Here is a 20,537-nt window from a genome sequence, read left to right on the forward strand (position 1 = left end):
AGGAAGACGAAGACCCCGTGGCGTCAGTCCTCCCTCTCCTCCTCGGCCTGCGCCAGCAGCTCCCGCATCAGCTGCTCCTCCTCCGACGACAGTCCCGTGACGAAGCGCGTGAGAACCGCCTCACGGTCGGACTCGCCGTCCAGGACCCGGCGCATCCGCAGCGCCGCGAGCCCCGCCTCGTCCGCGACCGCCGTCCACTCGAACGACCGGCCCGCGCGCTTGCGCGACACGGCGCCCTTCGCGTGCAGGCGGGTCAGGATGGTGATGACGGTGGTGTGCGCGAGGTCGCCGCCGAGCAGCTCCCGCACCATACCCGCGGTGACGGGCCCGCTGGCCGCCCGCAGCGCGGCCAGCACCTGGGCCTCCAACTCGCCCTGCCCACGCCGCCGCGACGTACCCACTATCCTGCCAACCTCCACCTCACCACTCCCTGAAACCGGCCGCCCACCGTACTGACGTAACACGGCCGCTGGGGTGGACGTGCCCGCGCGTCGAGGCGTCGCGCGGCATCGTGCGCGCCGCTGTGGGGGATCCTGGGACGGTGATCCGTTCCGGCTGGTCCGCTCCGCGCTGTCTGCATGTGCTTCTGCTGCTTTTCTGCCTCCTTCTGCCCTCGGTGGGGGAAGCTGCGGCTGCTGAGGACACCCCGACGGACTGCCGAGCCGACCAGCTCAAGACGGCCAAGGTCACGGCGCTGGCCGAGTTCGAGCACCGTGGCAACGACTTCAGCATGGTCACGAGCACCATGGACATCAGCGTGCCCGCTGGCTGGACGCACGCCTCCGACCTCCTCCTGGACGCCCATTCACCGGCCTATCGGTCAGCTCTGGCGTGCCTGGTGGGCAAGCCCACGGATGAGTGGAACGACTTCCGTGATTACGAGTGGCGGTTCAAGCCGGTGACCGTAAAGGCCGACGGCCAGCGGGTCAAGGTTCACTATGAGGCTTCCACGTGGGTCCAATTCAGCTCCTCCGACGCTGTCGGCCCCTGGGTTCTGACCGTCTCGAAGGAAAACTGGCGCATCGCGTTGCGCCCTTCCGCTGCTTTGAAGGGCGCCGACTGGGACAGGGTTCAGGTCGATCTGGGCGGGCGGGGCGCCCTGACGGCCAGCCCTCGGCCGGCTTTCGGCGAGGGCGGAACGAGACTGAGCTGGCAGCGCAAAGAGCCGGACCAGAATCCCACGGTCACTTTCCGCCCACCTACGGTGCAGCATTGGGATTTCATCACGACCACCACGGAGGAACCCTGGCAGGTTTGGGAGACGTGGGGCATCTACAGCGCCTCGGCAGCGTTCTGGTACGTCGCCTCAGGTGCGTTGTTGCTCGTCGCGGGTCGACGATTGAGGCGCAGTCTGGCCGGTCCGACGACAGCTGCGGAGTCGAGCGCACTGCGCTATCTGCGGTGGTGGGCGATCCTCCTGATGTTCCTGGGTGTGCTCGTCTATCTCAATGACAACCTCTACCGGTGGTTCCAGAAGTTGGGGGGCTGGTACCACGATTACGAACCGACTGTCGCGGTCTTCGTTTTGGCTTTCCTCGGACGAGCAATCGTCAATACCTGTGGATCGGTGGCTTCTCAGTTTCGGGATGACCGGAGCCGGGTGAGTCCGTCGACGGCTGCAAGTTCCGTGCTCAGGGGCTGAGCCTCGGCCGGTGCGGTGACGATGAGGAGGACGGACACGTCGGGGTGGTCGTCCTCAAGAAGGTCGTCTTCGCCGTCGTCTCCGGGAACGGTGTTGGGCTGGACCTTGATGCGGGTCGTGTCGGCGAGTGTGGCGAGGAAATAGAGGCCGAAGTAGTCGCTGTCGCGCTCGGCGAAGGTCGCTGGCAGTCGTTCGGTGAGGAGGTCGGCCAGCTGCTGGGCCGTGTGGGTGTTCGTGCCGTAGGTGTCGGTGACGGTCATCGTGAGATTCTCCTCAGGCTGCGTGGTTCTCGGTGCGTTCGACCAGGTGGCCGTTTTCGAAGCGGGCGCCGGCGCGGACGAGCGGGACCAGGTGGGCGCCGGTGATCGCCCGCCAGCGGGACTGGGCGGACTCGACGAGCTTGAACACCATCGCGAGGGCCGCGGCCGGGCTGCCCGCGCCTCGGGTGACCTTCGTGCGGAGCTTGACCGTGGAGAACGTCGACTCGATCGGATTCGTGGTCCGCAGGTGGATCCAGTGCTCGGCCGGGAAGTCGTAGAACGCCAGCAGCTCGTCCCGGTCGTCGGTGATCTTTGCGGCCGCCTTCGGCCACTTCGTGCCGTAGGCGCGGGCGAATGCCTCGATCGCCTTCTCGGCGTGGGTCCGGTCCTCGGCGTTGTAGATCTCCTGCATGGCCTTCGTGGCCCCGGGCTGTGCGGACTTGGGCAGGCAGTTCGCTACGTTGCGGGCCTTGTGGACCCAGCAGCGCTGGTGGCGGGCGGCAGGGAAGACCTCGGCGAGGGCCTTCCAGAGGCCCATTGCGCCGTCACCTACGACCAGCTCGGGGTCGCGCATGCCGCGTCGGCGGCAATCACGCAGCAGCTCGGCCCACGACTCGGTCGACTCGCGCAGCCCCTCGGCCAGGGCGATGAGCTCTTTGGTGCCGTCCAGGCGCACGCCGAGCAGGACCAGGACGCACGAGTGCGCCTGCCCGAGCCGCACCTTCGGGTGCACGCCATCTGCCCAGACGTAGACGAAGTCGCGGTCGGACAGGTCCCGGGACTGGAAGGCGGCGTGGTCGTCGGCCCACTGCTTGGTCAGCCGGGTGACCGTGGCCGGCGACAGGCCGGCCGCGCCGCCGAGGAAATGCTCCAGCGCGGGCACGAAGTCCCCGGAGGACAGGCCGTGCAGGTAGAGCAGCGGCAGGACCTCGGAGACCTTCGGTGACTTGCGGCACCACGGGGGAAGGATCTTGGAGGAGAACCGCTTCCGCTCGCCGGTCTCATCGTCGATGCGGCGGTCGTTCACCCGTGGCGCGGTGACCTCGACCGGCCCGGCCGCGGTGACGACGGTGCGGGGTCGGTGGTGGCCGTTGCGGACCACCAGGCGCCGTCCCTGCTCGTCGGTCTCGGCTGCCAACTCGGCTATGTACTGGTTGACTTCCGCTTCCAAAGCGGCGGCGAGCATTCGGCGGGCGCCTTCCCGGACGATCTCGTCGATCAGGGAGCCGGACTGTGTGGAGCCGTCGTCGGTGACTACGCTGAGCACGGGCGTGCCTTCCCGACCCGCGCTGCAACGCGGGCCTACTCGGAGACCTTGCGGATCATTCGGGAAGGTACGCCCTCCGCGTCCCCGCCCGAGGCCGATCCACAAGTCCTGAGCATTGCTCGGGAACAACCCCACGCGAACGGAAGCAACATACCCTCGGCTCTCACACCCCAGAGAGCCGTCCCCAAAGACGACAGTGAACAGCCGGCCCGGATTCCTCGCGGCCCGTCCCGCACGGACCATCCCCGCACAAGCGGGGAGCAGAGCTCCCGGTACTCCCGATCCTCCGCGAGGTTGGGACCATCCCCCTGCGCAGGCGGGGAGCAGCGTGCGCTCGAGGACCATCCGTACAACGGGGAGGGACCATCCCCGCGGGTGCGGGGAGCACATGGGCAGCTCCTCCAGGCGCTCCACGTCACTGGGAACATCCCCGCGGGTGCGGGGAGCACTCCACTCCGACCACGACCCGGACCAGAGGTGTCGGCGTACACGTGAACGTGCCCAGTCACGTACGGATGAACGTGCCCACCTCCTGACGTACCGGAGATTGATCCTGGGCAGTCTGCTGCCGGCCTGTGAAGGGTGGCGGAGGGCGGCTGACCGTGGTCTTGGACCCGCAACGATGGATGGAGCTTCGACGCTTCCGCGGGCTGTTCGAGTCCGGGGCGATGAGCCTGTCGGAGATCGCGAAGGAGACCGGACTCAACCGCCGCACGGTCCGCAAGTACCTGTCCTCTGAAGGCCCGGTCGCCCCGCCTCGACGGGCTGCGCCCGGACATGGCCGTCGGCGGAAGGTGGATGAGGTCGCGCCCCTGATCGACGCGATGCTGCGGTCGGAGATTCTGATCAAGGGGGCCGTGGTTCACGAGAGGCTGGTGGCCGAGTACGGCTTCACCGGCACCTATCAGCGGGTCAAGCTCTACATGCAGGAGGCCCGGCCTCGGATCGCGGAGGAACTGGGAATCAGCCCGGGCGAGCTGGCCGGCTTGCACCGCAGGTTCGAGGTCGTGCCTGGAGCGCAGGCCCAAGTCGACTGGGGCGACGAAGGGCAGATCCTCGCCCACGTCGGCATCCCGAAGGTCTACTCGTTCCACATGACCTTGTCCTACTCGCGAGATCCGTTCTGCTGCTTCACCACCAGCCAGGACCTGGCCACCTTCTTCGACTGCCACCGGCAGGCGTTCGCCCACTTCGGCGGGGTGCCGATGTCGATCGTCTACGACCGCACAAAGACCGTCGTCCGACGCCACGTCGCACCGGGCGAGGCCGTTCCCCTGCACCCGGAAGCGGTCGGGTTCGCCGGGCACTACGACTTCGACATCGACGTGCTGGCCGCCTACCGCCCCACCGGGAAAGGCCGGGTCGAGCGGCAGGTCCTGATCGTCCGCGACCACGTCCTGGCCGGACGGTCCTTCTCCTCCATCGAGGAGCTGGACTCAGCTTTCAACGCCTGGGTTCCGTTGCGCCGAGCGAAGTCCCACGGCACCCACGGCGAAGTCATCGGGCACCGCGCGATCCGCGACCACATGGCCCTCAGGCCCCTGCCGGTGACGCCTTACGTGGTCACCCAGAGACACCTTCGCTACGTCGGCAAGGACTGCCTGGTCGCCTTCGATGCGAACCTCTACTCGGTGCCGGCCCGCAAGGTCCGCGCACGTCAGCTGGTGGAAGTCAGGGCAACAAAGTCCCAGATCACTCTGCATTCCACCGTTCCCGACGCCAACGGCGACACCCTGCTGGCCATTCACCGCAGGGCTGTCGGCCGGGGAGCCTGTGTCGTCGACGAGAAGCACTGGGACGGTCTTCCCGACGGCAGGAACCGGCGGACCACCACCGGTGACGTGCCTCCGCAGCCCCGTCATCAGAACGCCCTCGGCGCGGATACGGCCGGCTCGCTGATGGCTCTCCTGAACCGGGCCGCGGCCGTCCGCGTCGAGGTCGGCCGCAGACCTTTGTCGGTCTATGACGAACTGACCGGGACCCGTCCCTTCACCACCCACCCCACGCCGGAGGAGCCCAGTTGAGCGAGCTGGTCAGCACCCGAATCCGCACCACGGCCGCCAAACTCGGCCTGCCCCACCTGGCCGAGAGCCTGAACCAGTACGCCGGCCGGGCGGACGAGGCCAAGATGGGCTACCTCGACTTCCTCGATCTGGTCCTGGTCGAGGAACTTGCCATTCGTGACGACCGGCGCTTCCGTCAGGGCCTGCGGCTGTCCAAGCTGCCGCACCACAAGACGCTCGACGAGTACGACTTCTCCTTCCAGCCCGAGCTCGATCCCCGGAAGATCAAAGACCTCGCCACCCTCGCGTTCGTCGAGGCCAAGGCCAACGTGGCCCTGCTGGGACCGCCTGGGGTCGGCAAGACCCACATCGCCGTCGCGCTCTCGGTCGCCGCCTGCCGGGCCGGCTTCTCCGTCTACTTCACGACCCTCGACGACATGGTCCGCCAGCTCAAGGTCGCCGAGGCGGCCGGACGCCTCAACAGCAAACTCCGCACCTACCTCCGGCCCGGAGTTCTCGTCGTCGACGAAGTCGGCTACCAGCCACTCGAACGCGCTGAGGCGAACCTGGTGTTCCAGGTCATCTCCAAGCGCTACGAGAAGGGCTCGATCATCCTGACCTCGAACAAGACCTTCAGCGAATGGGGGCAGGTGTTCGGTGACGAAGTCCTCGCCACGGCCATCCTCGACCGGCTCCTGCACCACTGCGACGTCGTCTCCATCAACGGCCCCAGCTACAGACTCAAGAACCGTCTCGCAGCCATCGAGCGCGAGACCGCAGCCTAGGCTCCTACCTTCGGATCTGGCCCTTGCCTGCATACCCCTGCCCCTCTGCTGCCGCCCGCCGGGCGGCAGGATGGGCAGATGGCAATGAGCGAGACGGAACTGCTGGCCCTCCTGCGTGAACTCGACGACCCCGAGCGGCTGGAACAACCGCAGCACTACGACCGCGCCGCGACCGGCCTCGCGTTCAGCGGTCTGATCCGCCGGCTCGAAGCGGACTTCGGAGCCCCGTGCGAGTCCGAGCGGGACACCCAGGACTCCAGTGAGTACGGGCGCATCCACGTGCCCGCGAACGCGACGATCTGCGGAACACGGATCGTGGTCTGCGTGAGCAAGTTCGGCTCCCTCGCCGAGGTATGCGCCGACAATCCGGGGGCCTTCCTCGGCACGGACGAAGCCCGTGAGGAGGGCGCGCTGGATCCCGCTGACCTAGCCACAGTGGAGCAGGCCCTGACTGAGCTCGGCTACGTGAGCGTCCCCGAAGAACTGCTGGAGAGCGACTACGAGGGCCCCAGCGCGCTGGAGCACTTCGCGGCGCGGCCCACGTGGTGGACGCGGTTCTTCGGCCTCTGGTGATCCGCCCACCGAGCCGAGCGAACAGCCTGTCATCTCGCTGAGCACGTTCATCCGTACTTCACTGAGCACATTTCCGAGTACGCCGACAGCACGAAGGTCACCCGAGGCGCGGGCAGCCCGGCCGCGGCCCTCGCGATGGTGTTCAAGCTCGTCGAGTCCGCCCAGTCCCGCTGGCGGGCGATCACCGGCGCCCACCTGGTCCCGCTCGTCCGCGCCGGCGCCCGCTTCGAAAACGGCCACCTGGTCGAACGCACCGAGAACCACGCAGCCTGAGGAGAATCTCACGATGACCGTCACCGACACCTACGGCACGAACACCCACACGGCCCAGCAGCTGGCCGACCTCCTCACCGAACGACTGCCAGCGACCTTCGCCGAGCGCGACAGCGACTACTTCGGCCTCTATTTCCTCGCCACACTCGCCGACACGACCCGCATCAAGGTCCAGCCCAACACCGTTCCCGGAGACGACGGCGAAGACGACCTTCTTGAGGACGACCACCCCGACGTGTCCGTCCTCCTCATCGTCACCGCACCGGCCGAGGCTCAGCCCCTGAGCACGGAACTTGCAGCCGTCGACGGACTCACCCGGCTCCGGTCATCCCGAAACTGAGAAGCCACCGATCCACAGGTATTGACGATTGCTCGTTGTTCCCTGTGGGCTCAGGGTTTCTCGAAGGGCTCGTCGCTCCATCTGAACCAGGCGCGTCCGTCGCTGATGTGCAGGAGGAACTCTGCGACCGGGCCTGACGGAGCCACGAGGGCAAGGGAACCTGCGATCCGGTCGTAGGAGTCGTCGAACCGCTCGTACTCCTCTGTCTCCAGCAGCGTCAGTGACTCGTCGAACCAGGGCTTCACCTCTTCGAACGCCGGTGCCGGCACGAAGCGGCCGTGTAGCCAGGGAAAGTCGGCCTCGTCGATCACGATCTCGCCGAGCAGTTCCTCTTGCCTCATCAATCGCCAGAGATCACCCTCGAAACCCATCCGGCCGGCTCTCCGATCTATGTCCTGTTGTCGCCGACAGCCTCCCACGCGGGGCTGACATCGAGATCCCAAGCGCCACCACTGTCTGGGCCGAGGGCCTGCTCTACACACCAGACCGTGCTTATGAACGCATAACCGGTGAGGAGTGGGACCGTGCCACGCGCTACTCGTACGAGTCGTACTCGAATACCGAGGGCTGGGCTGCTTGAACGACTTCACCGGCACGTGGTGCCGGACTCGGGTGCGTTGAGCGCTGTCACGGCCGGCGCGTTGGAACCGACTCGTACACAAAGCCCGGACACCCGGTTTGCCGGCTTCGGTGAAAGTGGTTCAGACGACGTTGTTCGTGGGATAGAACTGCAGGTCACGGAGGCTGCTCCCCGCTCGCGCGGGGATGGTCCCTACGAGGGCCAGCTCAATATCTTCCTCGACCGCTGCTCCCTGCACCCGCGGGGATGGTCCCGAGGTCATGAAGTTCGTCTCGCCCATGAAGGTCTCCTCCCCGCACCCGCGGGGATGGTCCCGACGCCGACACTTGGCTCTCCCCCTACTGCCACTGCTCCCCGCGGCCGTTGGAATGGTCCCGGGGGGATACGGGATATACGTCACCTCCTGGCTGCTGCCCGTCTGCGGGGGACGGGTCCGAGCCGGCCGGCTTCGGTGGAGGTTTTCGGCAGCTGTTTTCTGTTTCTGTGGGGGTGAGCCCTGCTCAGGGGCCGGTTCGGGGACTGAGTTCTACCTTCCGGATCATGTCTGCCAGCACCGTGCCTTGCCGGGTCGCCGGGCCGCCCGGTATGGGGGCAGGCTTTCTTCCTTGTGATGGACGGCACCTGCGGGCGTCGTCTGCCAGTTGCAGCACCGGGCGCGGGTCTGGTGCTTTGATGCCTGCCTTGCCCGGTCGGGGGTCTCCCTCGTGTTCCGTCCGTGCGCGAGGAGTCGGATGGCGTCGGTGTTGTCGGTCCCCGGTGTTAGCGTCGCCGTCATGGCGAACCGTTCCTATCTCTACTCTGCGGACTCGATGCCGAGCGAGGCGGAGATTCCCCAGCGGATCCGGTGCATATCGGAGCACAACTGGGACGTTCCGCTTGCGCACAAGCTCCTGGTGGGGCGCGGGACGACGGTCGTTCCGTCCATGATCTGGAATCCTCCGATCGGTATCGCCGCGGACTATGCCGGTGGGGCGGCTCTGCTCCGCGACCTCCTGCGTGCGGTCGGTAAGGGTTTGGAGGACGACGCCGAGTTCGCCGAATGCGTTGCCAGGACCACGGCCCACCTCGAGAAGCAGCAGGCGGAGTACTTCGTCCTGGAGACCGGGGAGATCGTCTCGATGACGGACGACGATCCGGCGGCGAGCGTGCGGCGTCTGGTGGCCGAGGACATCCCCGACGCCGTCGCCCAGGCCGAGACGGCGATCGCCGGCCGGAACGACGACTGGCTGGCTTCAGTCCGGGCCGACTGGCAGAGGCACTTCGCGTCCTTCTACAGCGACGCGCTCTACTTCTCCTTCCCCGGCTGACCCGGACTGCGGTGCGTATCGGGCGAGCCCAGCCTCAACCGAGAGGCACAACCCAGCCTGAACTGCTCCCCGCTCGCGCGGAGATGGCCCCGCCGACGGTGAAGGTCGAGATTTCCCCACTCTGCTCCCCGCACCCGCGGGGATGGTCCCAGTCTGTTCGACACGCTCGATACGCACACCCTTTGCTCCCCGCACCCACGAGGGTGGCCAACAAGCATGATAGAGGAGGTAGTGGCCTTTGGCCTGCTCCTCGTACCTGCGGGGGATGGTCCTCAGGAGGTCTTCTTCTGGAGGGCCAACGGCGACTGATCCCTGTACTCGCAGGGATGCCTATCCGCCTGAGTGAGTCAGACGCTTGTTCGCCACCAACTGCTTTCTGTGCCTGCTGGGATGGTTCCGGGCATTGTGGTCGCCTCACGCGCCTGTCTGGGTGCTCTTCGCTTGCGTGAGGGTGGTCTATCGCCGGTTGGGCGGGTTGGGATTTCGGCTGAGGGTCCTGTCCGTCAGGCGGGGCTGTTTCGGGCTGCCTCTCTTGTGCGTGATCGGACTGGGGCCATCCCCGCGCGTGCAGGGAGTGGTGAGGCATCCTGGTTCCTCTGTCCCCAAGAGCGGGGCCATCCCCGCGGAGGCGGGGACAGGACGCTAACGACGCCAGTTCAGCCGGAGTCACGGTCGGCAGGTTTCAGGGCGCTGCGTGCCCTATCCCCTAGAGCGTTCGTTGATGTGGCTGGCACGGGGCCTCGTGTCGAGAGAGCGAATCAGAAGTGGGGCGATGAATCCCGCATGGTCGGGCGGACGAGACCAGAGCGATGCCGTCAGATGTGCTGTACGGACGAGGTGACATCCCCGCACGTAGGGGGAGCGGGGCCGGCTGCAGCGCAAGTTGGCCCCCTCCGAGGGACGATGGGGGAGGATACGGTGACCTGTAGTTCTGTCACAGCCCAAGATCGCTTTGAACTACCGCTGCGAAAACCGGTAGTCAGCCTGTTACGGATGCGTCCTTTCTTGGGTCCCAGTCCCAGCGATGCTCCCCGTCGTATGTCCTTGATGACGGGGCGATCAGTCGCAGCAAGGGCGGTGCGTCCCCAGTCCCGACCGTTGCGTCAGGCTCGGCGGTCTGTGAAAGCCGGGATCGTCCTCCGATCTTCGGTGGTGACCTGGTGATGGGTCCTGGCCTGTCGAATCTGCAGTTTGTGGTGTTGCTGCTTGCCGGTGCCTTTGCGGCGTACATTGCGCACGCTCACCCGGCCTCTCGGGACCCGTTGCTTGTAGCTGTTGGGGTGGTGACCCTGCTCTATCTGTTGGTTGGGCCGGGAGGTGGAACGCCGCCCTGACATGGGGAGTGGTCTCAGACATGGGCGAGCGTGGGCCCGCTCGATGAGGCAGGTCGGTAAAGGTCGTAGTTTCCGTGGGGGCTGGTCTGTGTCCGGCGCAGGGTCTGTGGCTGATCACGTCTTGAGGGGATTGTCAGGGCAAAGGCGGCGTGTCGTCGGGGTGCCGTGTTGGGCAGTCTGGCGCCAGCCTTGTGCTGCCCGGTGCCCGGTTGTCCTGCGGTTAGGGGTGCGGCACTTCGTTCGAAGTGCCGCTTCGATCACTGGACCTTCTGCGGGGGGTGGGCCGGCGGTCTTGCGGTTTCTGGGTGGGGGATGTTGTGGCTGGTTGGGTTACGGGTTTTGCGGGGGGGGGGGTGCGAGGGTGAGCAGTCCGCAGCCGTAGGCCTTGGAAGGGCCGATGCCGGTGATCAGGGCGCGGGCCAGAGCGATGGGGTCGGTGACGCGGAGGCTGCCCTCGTAGGTGGCGGTGTCGATGCTGACTTTTGTCGTGCCGGTTCGTGCGCCGGTCTGGTCGGTGAGGTTTTTGGTGAAGACGTGTTTGTTCTGTCGGGTGATGCGGATGTCGGGGATGCGTTCGGGGGAGGGTTCGGTGTCGGTGAAGGGGAAGATGCCGGGTGCCGGGTCGGCGGTGTTGGGGATGGGCAGTGGTTCGAAGCCATGTTTGTGGGCGCGGCTGGTGAGCCAGGCGAGTTGTGCGTGGGTGGTGCGGTGGGCGACGCGGTAGGAGCGGCGTTGTGAGGGGTCGTTGTTGCGGCGTTTGGCTTCCTGCCGGGCGGTCTGGGTGGGGTTGAGGAGTTCTGTGCGTTTGGTGCTCATGACAGGGGAGGCGGTGAGCCGGAACGTGTACTGCTGTCCTTCTTGGAGGCGGGCGAGGAGGGGTTTGTATGCGGCGACGGCGGGTTTGGCGTTGGCGTGGTCGACGGCCCATCCGGCCTGCTCGACGAAGGCGGTCCAGTCGGGCTGGGGGTGGGTGAGGACGTAGAGGTAGGGGCGGTGGGGGTTGTCGGCGTCCAGGCGCCACAGGGTGCGGCCGGGGTCGGGGTGGTAGGCGACCGCGCCGAGGACGGCAGCGTGCATGGCCTGGGGGGAGCCGAGGAGTTTGCGGGCGCCGGTGCGCAGGGGTGCGAGGGGGATGCGGGAGAGGTAGGTCATGGTCACCATCCGAGGAGTGCGAGGGGGTCGTGTTCCTCGCCGGCGGGGGTGTCGGGGGCGGGGGTGAAGCCGGTGGAGAGGGTGATCAACCGGTGGGTGACGCGGCGGGTGGTGTGCCGGTTTCGGCCGAGGAGGTAGCTGGTGGGCTGGTCGCCGAGGACGGTGTCGCCGTCGGGGTCGTCGATGGTGGCTGGGACGTCGATGGCCGCGGGGGCGGCGCTGTGGTTGCGTCTTTGCCAGACGGTCCGGGCGTGGGGGGAGGCCAGCCAGTCCTGCTCTGTCAGGGCCTCGATGAGGGGGGAGTCGGTGAGGCTGAGGACGAAGGGGTAGGTGGGCGGGCAGGAGCGGCGGCCGAGGCTGAGGAGGCACGCCGGGGCTTTGGCTGCCGCGGTGAGGTCTTTCATGAAATCGGCCGGTCCGTTGACGCCTACGAGGAATGCGGCGTCTTGGAGGTAGAACCGTTCAGTGGGCTGGATGTAGCGGGGCTTGCTGGTGGGTTTCTGTCGGCCTTTGGCCGTGAGGTTCGCGGACAGCAGTGGCACGCCGCGGTGGTCGCTGACAGTGTGGTAGTCGCGCAGGAGGGTGCCGGGCAGGTCGACGCGGACGCCCATGGTGAGGTCGGCGAGCTGGCCGAGGGGTTCGTCGCGGTCGCGGCCTAGCGCGGCGGCGAGGAGGCCGATGACGCCGGATTTGGTGGGCTGGGCGGCGGTGTGCCGGGCGTCGAGGACTGCGCGGTGGTCGCCCCAGGACTGCAGGGGGGCGGCCAAGCGCAGCAGCAGGGTGGCTGTGGTGGTCATCGGGTGAGTTCCGCAGTCAGTGCGTTGAGCATGTCGGGGAAGGTGAGGGGCTGGCCGAAGGCTTCGTCGAGGGCCTTGGCGGTGGTGTCGGTGAAGGAGTGGGTGACGCCGGTCCACAGTGCGGGGGCGCCCCAGGTGGTGGCGATCGTGTGCTGTTCGGCGGCGAGTGCGGCTGCGGACGGGGCGGCGTAGCCGGTGGAGCCGTAGGCGGTGATGGGCTTTTCGAAGGCGGTGACGAGGTTGACCGGCTGGTCCTCGCGTACGGAGATGGCGACGAGTTGGGGCATGGTGCGGTGGGCGAAAGAGTTGCCGTAGCCGGTGGGCATGGAACGGACGAACGCTGACACGAAAGCCGAGGCGGCCTTGACCGCTGCGGCGGGGTCGGTGAGGTTGGCCTCGAGCTGGTGGAGGGCGACGGCGCCGTAGCGGTAGAAGGTGGCGGAGTTGAAACCGATGCGGCCCATCATCCCGGCGCCCTTGCTGTCGGCGGCCTGCCGGTCGTCGACGGCGGTGTAGAAGTCGAATTCGAGTTCGGCTCCGTGGGTGGCGATGGCGTGGGCTACCTGGCAGGCGGCGTTGACGTCGATGTCGGGCACGTTGGCGACCATGCGTCCGAACAAGGCGACGTCGATGGGGTGGCCGGTCATCAGTGCTGTGCGGGCCTGAGCGGAGGTGAACTCGGCGGCGAGCTGCTTGTCGTCCAGGGCGGCGAGGTCGGCCGCCCGGTCGGCGACCAGGTCCACGAGCTGCTCGATCTGCTTGTTGCCGTAGAAGAGCAGGTATGCGCTCTCTTCCTCCTTGTTCTTGCTGGCTGTGATCCCGAGCGGGGCGATCACGGCGGCCGCGAGTCGGGCGGCCGATGCGTCGTCGAGGGAGGTACGGGCGGCGATGCGGCTGGCGAGGTGGTCGGCGATCTGCTTGGTGCGGGTGCCGAGCTGGTCCTCGCTGATTCCGAGGGCGGAGAAGGCGATGCGGGTCGCGCGCTTCCACGCCTGGGAGGAGGCCCTCGGGCGGCGGACGCCGCCGTAGCTGGCTTCCTTCGGGGCGCCGGCGTCGTCGCGGTTGAGGTTGGACGGCGGCACGGTCTGCAGCACGTGGACGTCGATGAACCGGCGGCGGGTCAGACGGGTGGACATCAGGAGCACTCCTTGCTGGGGTCGATGAAAGGTGGGGGCTAGTTCGCCGGGGTTGCGGTCCACGCGTGGTAGTCCGATCCCCACGTTCGCAGGGTGCGAGCCCGGGATTCGGGGAAGGGCCACGACCGCAGGTCTGCCAGGAGCCGCGTGTAGTCGAGGGGCTGCCCGGCCGCGGCGAGCTGGGAGACCAAGCCGCGCAGGTGGTAGAAGACCGCGTTCATGCTGCGAGCTTGGGCGGCTGCGACCATCCGGCTGTCGACGCCTTCTCGGCTGAACCTGTCGTGCAGGGACCTCAGGGCGGTACCGAAGCGCACGCCGGGCCTGTGCATCAGCCGGGACTGGCCCTGCTGGTGGGAGGCGAACAGGGCAAGAGCCATATGCTCGGCCATCAGACGGTCGGGGATCTGGCCGCGAGAGGCCAGAGCGTCGTCGACCCGGGTGCGGTAGAAGGGCCACATCTGGGGCACCTGGCCGGCTCCCATGGTCAGGCCCAGACGCAGGGCGGCCAGGTCGCTGCCCGGGGGCATCGAGCTCTCCTTGCGTCGGCAGGGCTCGAACTGTGCCCAGTACCAGGGAGGCGGCGGCTCCTTGCCAGGGGCGCTGGAGTGGGCTGCGGGAGTGGTCATGCTGCGGTCTCCTCGGCCGGGGCCGTCTGCGGGTAGAGGTGGGTCAGGGTCTTGCGCACGGCGGCGTTGAAGAACCGTTCCGCGCTCGCTTGCTGGTAGGTGGTGGTGACCGTCTTGCCGCGTTCCTTCTTCGTGACGGTCCGGCCGGTGAAGGCTGTGCCGGGCAGACGATGCAGCAGCTCCTCGGCTGCGCTCCGGGTTGCACGCTCGGCGAGCGTTTCGAACGCCTTGTGCGCCTGGTCGAGCTCGTCGTCGCAAGGGTTGCGCTGGCAACCGGTGAGAAACCGCCGCACCAAGGGGTCGAGGGTGTGGAGGAGCTTGGTGCCGGGCTGCTGCCCCTTGCCGCGGGCGGGCGGCTCGCCCCCCACCGCACGGATCAGGTTCGCGGCCAAATGGTCGACCGCCCGGGCCAGCGCCTGGGCCTGCTCGCACACCAGGATCACCGAGCCCCGAACGGCGAGGTCGGAGCGCAGTGCGCCGACAGGAAGGGGCACTTCGTCGGTCAGGACGTCGGAGACGATGGAGTCCTGGGTGCCGTAGACCATGCCGCAGGTCGCGGCCCGCAGCGGGTAGTCGGGTGGAAGGTCTCCCATGAGGGTCGCGGCAGCGGTCTGCATGAGCAGGCCGGACGTTTCGTAGCCGGCGCCGTCCCGGTCGATGGTCAAGAGCGCGTCCAGGCCCTGCCAGCCTGTCAGGCCCGGCAGGTGCCGACGGGGGTAGCGGACGCTGCCCCGGGTTTTGTCCGCCTTGATCGTCCAGCAGGTATGGGGGTCCTCGACCTGCGGTCCGTCCATCCGGTCTCCGGCCGACAGCACCACCCACCGCACCCGGGTGATGCCATCGGCCTGGGCCTCCTCCGGGATCAGCCGAATGCGGCGTTCCTGCCATGTGAACAGGTCAAGGATTCCCGCAGGTGTCCGCGTCTGCCAGGACGGGCCCATCGGCTGCCGGTCCCAATGAGGCCGGTCGCCGGTCTGCCGCTGTCCCTGGGGCAGATTCAGCACGATCGTCTCGAACAGGGTGCGCCCCAGCAGCGTTACCACGCCGAGCTTTCCCAGAGGACCCGTACGGTTTCCCGTGGTCTTGCCTGCCTTGACCTGAGGGTCATCGACTGCGGCCGTCTTGATGGCGGCCGTGTCCCAGCACTGTGCATGCAGCATCCACCGCGTGGCGGCACCCAGGGACAGCGGTGCCGGATCGGACACGAGGCGCGCATCCCACAGGGGAGTGTTGTTGCCCGTCGCCACATGCGGCATGAGAACCGACACCGGATGGACCTTTCCGCCCGGATGCTCCAGCCCGGCAGCCTGGCCGAAGGGGGCGGCGGGGTCGAGAACGTTCAACCGGTCGGCGTGCTTGTTTAGATACTGATCGATTACCACCCGCTGCTCGGGGGTGAAAGCAGCCGTGGCCATCATCTGTGCCCACACGTCGGCGTCGACGTCCCCGAGTGCGTCCAGCACCACAGGCACGAGGACCTGCCGGAGCAGCACCGGCAGCATGGTCGGCATGTCCGGCAGCAGCCCGGTGAACGTATGCGCGGAGACAAGTGCCTCGCGCAACGGGACCTCTCTCGGACCGTCGGCCCCCGCCACAGGAAGCCAGCCGAGGTGATCGACCAGGCACCCTCTTGGATCGGACAAAGCCCCTCCTCCGCACCGCACTTGAGCATGCTGCAGCTAGGGTCGTTCACGTCCTGAGCGACCCGATCTCATGAATACAGGAGGGGTCTGACAGTCCTGTCTGTTTCCAGCAATCCCTCGCACTCAGGGCTCGAAGACGCTATCCAGAAGTTCTCCCCAAACGCGCTGGTGCGAGGGAAGCAGCGCGCAGGCCCCGGGCCGTCAACGACGCGCTCGACGTCGCCGCGTCGCGCCCATTGGAGCGCACAGAGATGGCCACCTGCATCGGGCAGTGCCGACAGGGGACCTTCTGCTCATGCATACGGCTGTGCCGGCCCGGAGGCTCTGGCCGGGCCGGCACGAAGACCGGTCAGGCGGCGGGCGTGTACGTCAGTCCTGTCTCGGGATCGTAGGTGAGGACGTAGTCGCCGACGTGCGCGGTCCGTGCGGTGTCGAGGACCAGCGCGCGGGTACGGCGAAGCCATGCGTGCTCGCTCCACCCGGGCAGGGGTGCAAGGTGGTCGATCGCGGTGGAGGTGAGGCGCTGGGGCAGCCGCATCATGTCTCCCGCAAGGGAGCCCAGGGCGTCGCTCGGCGGGGCCCCTCCAGGGCCCAGGCGCCGACCGTCCAGGGTTCGGTACCCGTCCGGGTCCTGGAGGACGAGGACGACCTCGATGGACATGTCGCCGTCCCGGACAGTCGCGGCCAGGTGATCCTCGGTCGAGGCATCGGTCGCCGCATAGTGGAGCCCGTCCAGATGGGGTAGGACACGTTCGCCGGGCCGGGACAGCAGAAACGGGGCAGCCGCCTGGCGACGGCGTTCTTGCTCGGCCGCCCATTCTTCCCGGGCCTGCTCGGCGGCGTCGGCCCAGCCATCGGGCACGACCTCGTCGGCACCGTAGACAGCCGACACGAGTCGGGGGACCTGGGAGGGAATCGCCCAGCCACCGGACTTCTCCGCCTCGACCACGGTAGCGGCGGTGCGCAGCAGAAGGTGCCGGCCATAGATGTACTCCGCCCCGCGTTCGAACGTGGGCGGGAGATCGGACCGGGACCCCAGTGCCGTCACGTACACGGTGGGACGACGCAGATGCCCAGGGCGCTTGGTGGCGGTGTGCCGGTGGACACGCCCGATGCGCTGCAAAAGCAGGTCGATCGGCGCGATGTCGGTGACGATCAGGTCCGCATCGATATCGAAGGACTGCTCGGCAACCTGCGTGGCCACCAGGATCAATCGCTCAGGGCGGGGTGCGGCGCTGGGCCCGAGCTGGTCGAGGAGATGCTCGGTGCGATCCGCGCGGGCACTGGTGGTCAGCTGCCCGTGGAGAATCACCCGCTCGCCCGGGAAGGCGGCGGCGAGCTCACGGTACGTGCGCTGTGCGCGTTTGACGGTGTTGCGGATGACGAGAGCGACGCCACCCTCGGCCAGTTCACGAGTGAGCAGGTCGATGACGGGCTGCTCCTGGTCCCGGTCCGATGCCGACTTGCCCCGGCGGACAGGCGGTTCGGGCACAACCTTGACACGCACAGGCAGATCCTCGCGCCAGGTCGGCGCATGAACGACGACGGGAGCCGGCATGCCGGGCCATACAGCGGTGACATTCGGATACCCACCCGGGACAGGCAGCTCCGTCTCGTCGGTCGTCCCGGTGGCGCCAGACATGTAGGCACTGGCCAGCTCAGCTCGCTGGCCCGGTGGCAAAGTCGCGGACAACAGCAGAACCGGGACACGAGCCTGACCGAGCCAGTGCAGGGCTTCCTTCAGGAACTGAGACATGTAGACGTCACAGGCGTGGACCTCGTCGAGAATCACGACCTTCCCGGAGAGACCGGCAGTACGGAGCATGACGTGCCGAGTCCGGGTAGCTGCATAGAGAAGCTGGTCGATCGTGCCCACGGTCAGGTGCGCGAGCAAGCCACGCTTAGGGCCGAGGAACCAGTCGGCAGGGCCCTGCCGACTGACACAGCACGCATCGGGTGCGTCTTCCTGGACGGCCCGGAACCGGGCGTCGGCAGTGGACCAGTCACCCGCCTGGATCGCCTTCCACTCAGGGTTGAAGGCCCTCTTGCCGTGGAGGAGAACGACATCGTCCTCGCTTCCCGGGTCAGCTGCCGCCGCCCACGCACGAACTTGAGTGAACATCGGATCGGCCGTGGCCTGCGTGGGCATGCCGACGAACACCCCCGACAGACCGAACCGCTCAGCCACCACCTCCGCTGCCGCGAGCGCGGTCTTCGTCTTGCCCTCACCCATCGGCGCCTCGAGGAACACCAGCCCCGGCACCTTCATGGCCCGCACGACATCGACAGCGAGCGCCTGGGACGCGCGCGCACCATGTCCGAACCGCAGCTCGATCACATCGCAACCGTCAGTCGGCCGCAACCGCCGCAGCCCTCCGCCCAGACGCCTCTCCTCCCAGGCAGCCGCAGCCCGGCGCCGCGCTCCCGCGAGACTGACCTGCGCCAGATCAGGAACACCGGGAAACCGCGTCGAATCCGATGCGATCCAGTCAGCCATCACGACCATGCCGAGAAGACCGAGCTGCTCCGCACGGGCCGGCACCGCCACTGGCTGAGCGTCGGCGAGAGACTCAAAGCCGAGCGCGGCAGTGAACACCTCGACGACCAGTTCCTGCACCCGCCTCCACTCAGCGGTCTTACCGTGAGCATCCCCCTGCGCATGCGCGATGTCCTTCATGGTTGCGCCGCGCAATGTGCCGTGATGACCGGAAACCATCGGACAGACCCAGTCCACGTGCCGTCGTTCCCACCGGCCGGAAGCCTTCAGCGCCTGGCGCAGAAGAAAGGCCCCAGCCTTGTCGTGACTCCACTGGCGGGACACCTCCGCGGTCACTATTGCGGCACGCCAACCAAGACCGACACCGGCCAGAGCCGCGGCTTCGGCACCGGACTTCCGCTGAAACGCGGGTGTCGCCTTCCCGCAGTCATGCATCCCGCAGAGCCAAGCGAAGAACCGCCGCCCCCTGCCGCCGGACACCCGGTCGAGCATGTCCCTCGTGGCCGGCGCCAGGAAGCGGTCGAACATGAACTCGGCGACGGCCGCGGTGTCGAGCATGTGACACAGCAGCAACGACATGGTCCCTCCGCCCTTCTCGGCGGACTTCCCCCACAAAACTCCCAAGCGGGCCATCTCACCGGAAGAAAGACCCAGGCGTGCACAGATTTCCAGCATGACCCGAACGGTAGGGGCCGCCACTGACAGGCGGTGGCCCAACCGGAGGAAGACGCACGTGGGCGGTACTCTCTTCATGCGAGGAACCTCAGCTGCTTTCCCCGCAGGGGTGGCTCCGCCGGGACTGGCGAGAAGCGGTATACCAATCCCTTGGGGCTGGTCCTGCGAGGGTCGGCTACCCTTCGCGGGACCTCATCTGCTCCCTGCTTGCGCGGGGATGGTCCCCAGACTGGCTGGGCTTTCAAGGACCGGGTCGTCTATTCCCCGCGCCCGCGGGGATGGTCCTACCACGGTCATGCTGCGGCGCGACAACGCGTCCTGCTCCCCGCACCTGCAGGGATGGCCTCCAGAGCACCCCGGGGGACCGCGAGCGGTTCAACTGCTGCCCGCATCCGTGGGGATGGTCTCGCGTCACCGGTTCGAAGAAGGCGCCGGCGGAGTTGCTCCCCATACCTGCGGGGATGGTCCCTCCGTGACTCCGGGAACGAGCGTCCACGCCGGCTGCTCCTCGCCCCTGCGGGGATGGCCCCTTGAAGAGCTTGGGCTCCAGCGTGTTGTACCTCTGCTCCCTGTACTGGCGGGGGTGGTCCCTGGCTTGGGAGCTAGGTCGTCGAGGAGGCCCTCTGCTTCCCGCATGCGCGGGGATGGCCTACGAACACCGCGTCCTGAACTGGCTCGACCTCTGCTCCCCGCACCCGTGAGGATGATCCCTCCCGCGTGCCGAGGGAGTGGGGCGCCCGGTTCCGCTCCTCGCCCCTGCGGGGATGGCCCCGCGACCGCTTTCGGTTCCGACAACGGCCTCTTCTGCTCCCCGTGCCCGCGGGGATGGCCCCGACCCCTCTGCGTACGAGGTCCTGGCCCTGGACTGCTCCCCGCATCCGCAGGGATGGTCCCACCGGCCTCGCCCTGGAGCGCCGCTACACCGTCTGCTCCCCGCTCGCGCGGGGATGGTCTCGAGGTGGGCGTCTACGTTCCCCCGGGCTGGGCTGCTGCTCCCCAGACCCCCGGGGGATGGTCCTTTCCCGGGCGTCGCGCACTACATCGGCGACATCTGCTCCCCGCGCCCGTAGGGATGGTTCTGACTGTCTCGTTATCGGGGTCGGCGTCCTAATCTGCTTCCTGCGCGAGGGGATGGCTCTGCGGGCGGGGTCACATCGTCGCCGAGGCGCTGCTGCTTTCCGCACCTGCAGGGGAGGGGGTAGTCCCTTCCAGGGGTCGCGCTCGCTGGCGGCTGGGTCCCGTTCCCTGCTTGTGCAGGGATGGTGAGTACCTGGTCGCTTGGGTCGCTGTCTGCTGCGGTCATACCCCGGGCCTTACCACCGTGCTTACTATGGCTGCTCTCCGCACCCGCGGGGATGGTCCCGACGCTGACTGGTACATGGCCAAGACAGGTGGCTGCTCCCCGCACCCGCGGGGATGGTCCCGCGGTGGAGGGTGCGGAGGGCATCGACCTGTTCTGCTCCCCGCTTGCGCGGGGATGGTCCCTCCACCGGACCCACCTGCTCCGAGCAACGGACCTGCTCCCTGCACCTGCGGGGATGGTCCCGTGCCGTAGGTCGTCTCGGCCGCGATGCCGATCTGCTTCCCGCACCCGCGGGGATGGTCCCGCGTGGATCACCGGCTCCGGCCCCCACGGCATCTGCTCCC

Annotated in this window: 15 protein-coding genes and 2 pseudogenes; 7 read left to right on the forward strand and 10 right to left on the reverse strand. The window is 67.7% G+C overall.

The genetic code is table 11. The features are described 5' to 3' along the window. Positions 1 to 23: 23 nt before the first annotated feature. A complete protein-coding gene (locus SVTN_RS39225; protein WP_245727835.1) occupies positions 24 to 401 on the reverse strand; it encodes a BlaI/MecI/CopY family transcriptional regulator in 378 nt (125 codons plus the stop codon). Between the two features lie 140 nt (positions 402 to 541). Between SVTN_RS39225 and SVTN_RS39230 the strand changes: the two genes are divergently transcribed. Next, complete coding sequence (locus SVTN_RS39230) at positions 542 to 1,642, forward strand: DUF6185 family protein (RefSeq protein ID WP_159026571.1); 1,101 nt, start codon at positions 542 to 544, stop codon at positions 1,640 to 1,642. Here SVTN_RS39230 and SVTN_RS39235 read toward each other — a convergent pair. Further along, positions 1,576 to 1,902, reverse strand: coding sequence for a hypothetical protein (locus SVTN_RS39235; protein ID WP_041131193.1), 327 nt, complete (start codon positions 1,900 to 1,902; stop codon positions 1,576 to 1,578). The two genes, SVTN_RS39230 and SVTN_RS39235, sit on opposite strands and share 67 nt — an antisense overlap. Before the next feature lie 34 nt (positions 1,903 to 1,936). Further along, positions 1,937 to 3,169, reverse strand: a pseudogene (locus SVTN_RS39240) (IS256 family transposase); the annotation flags it as partial. A 626-nt stretch (positions 3,170 to 3,795) separates the two neighbouring features. Here SVTN_RS39240 and istA point away from each other — a divergent pair. From istA to SVTN_RS39265, 5 genes and pseudogenes are all read left to right on the forward strand, one after another. Continuing rightward, on the forward strand, positions 3,796 to 5,193 hold the full coding sequence (gene istA / locus SVTN_RS39245) for an IS21 family transposase (protein ID WP_245727837.1): 1,398 nt from the start codon (positions 3,796 to 3,798) through the stop codon (positions 5,191 to 5,193). Beyond that, positions 5,190 to 5,957, forward strand: a complete 768-nt coding sequence (gene istB, locus SVTN_RS39250) for an IS21-like element helper ATPase IstB (RefSeq protein WP_041133315.1) — start codon at positions 5,190 to 5,192, stop codon at positions 5,955 to 5,957. Before istA ends, istB begins: the two co-directional genes overlap by 4 nt. A 78-nt stretch (positions 5,958 to 6,035) precedes the next feature. Next, positions 6,036 to 6,530: a hypothetical protein gene (locus tag SVTN_RS39255; protein ID WP_041133316.1), complete on the forward strand. Its 495-nt coding sequence runs from the start codon at positions 6,036 to 6,038 to the stop codon at positions 6,528 to 6,530. A gap of 90 nt (positions 6,531 to 6,620) precedes the next feature. Then, positions 6,621 to 6,803: pseudogene (locus SVTN_RS44015) on the forward strand (IS256 family transposase); the annotation flags it as partial. 13 nt (positions 6,804 to 6,816) lie between these two features. Beyond that, positions 6,817 to 7,143: a hypothetical protein gene (locus tag SVTN_RS39265; RefSeq protein ID WP_041131193.1), complete on the forward strand. Its 327-nt coding sequence runs from the start codon at positions 6,817 to 6,819 to the stop codon at positions 7,141 to 7,143. A 50-nt stretch (positions 7,144 to 7,193) separates the two neighbouring features. Here the strand turns inward: SVTN_RS39265 and SVTN_RS39270 are convergent, their stop codons facing one another. Continuing rightward, entirely contained in the window at positions 7,194 to 7,514 is a 321-nt protein-coding gene (locus SVTN_RS39270) for a hypothetical protein (RefSeq protein ID WP_041133318.1), read from the reverse strand. 982 nt (positions 7,515 to 8,496) lie between these two features. Between SVTN_RS39270 and SVTN_RS39275 the strand changes: the two genes are divergently transcribed. Continuing rightward, positions 8,497 to 9,030 carry a DUF7822 domain-containing protein gene (locus SVTN_RS39275; RefSeq protein ID WP_041134758.1) on the forward strand — a complete coding sequence of 178 codons (534 nt, stop codon included), beginning with the start codon at positions 8,497 to 8,499 and terminating at the stop codon, positions 9,028 to 9,030. A 1,664-nt stretch (positions 9,031 to 10,694) separates the two neighbouring features. Here SVTN_RS39275 and cas6e read toward each other — a convergent pair. From cas6e to SVTN_RS39305, 6 genes are all read right to left on the reverse strand, one after another. Next, positions 10,695 to 11,516 carry a type I-E CRISPR-associated protein Cas6/Cse3/CasE gene (gene cas6e / locus SVTN_RS39280; protein WP_052499580.1) on the reverse strand — a complete coding sequence of 274 codons (822 nt, stop codon included), beginning with the start codon at positions 11,514 to 11,516 and terminating at the stop codon, positions 10,695 to 10,697. A gap of 2 nt (positions 11,517 to 11,518) precedes the next feature. Beyond that, positions 11,519 to 12,313 carry a type I-E CRISPR-associated protein Cas5/CasD gene (gene cas5e, locus SVTN_RS39285; protein WP_041133320.1) on the reverse strand — a complete coding sequence of 265 codons (795 nt, stop codon included), beginning with the start codon at positions 12,311 to 12,313 and terminating at the stop codon, positions 11,519 to 11,521. Further along, complete coding sequence (gene cas7e, locus SVTN_RS39290) at positions 12,310 to 13,449, reverse strand: type I-E CRISPR-associated protein Cas7/Cse4/CasC (protein ID WP_041134759.1); 1,140 nt, start codon at positions 13,447 to 13,449, stop codon at positions 12,310 to 12,312. The genes cas5e and cas7e overlap by 4 nt, the downstream gene beginning before the upstream one ends. 38 nt (positions 13,450 to 13,487) lie before the next feature. Further along, entirely contained in the window at positions 13,488 to 14,075 is a 588-nt protein-coding gene (casB, locus tag SVTN_RS39295) for a type I-E CRISPR-associated protein Cse2/CasB (protein ID WP_078908691.1), read from the reverse strand. After that, a complete protein-coding gene (gene casA, locus SVTN_RS39300; protein WP_342669704.1) occupies positions 14,072 to 15,739 on the reverse strand; it encodes a type I-E CRISPR-associated protein Cse1/CasA in 1,668 nt (555 codons plus the stop codon). The genes casB and casA overlap by 4 nt, the downstream gene beginning before the upstream one ends. A gap of 328 nt (positions 15,740 to 16,067) precedes the next feature. Next, positions 16,068 to 18,890: a CRISPR-associated helicase/endonuclease Cas3 gene (locus SVTN_RS39305; protein WP_041134761.1), complete on the reverse strand. Its 2,823-nt coding sequence runs from the start codon at positions 18,888 to 18,890 to the stop codon at positions 16,068 to 16,070. Positions 18,891 to 20,537: the final 1,647 nt, after the last annotated feature.

This window comes from Streptomyces vietnamensis, from assembly GCF_000830005.1.
Taxonomy (GTDB): Bacteria; Actinomycetota; Actinomycetes; order Streptomycetales; family Streptomycetaceae; genus Streptomyces; species Streptomyces vietnamensis.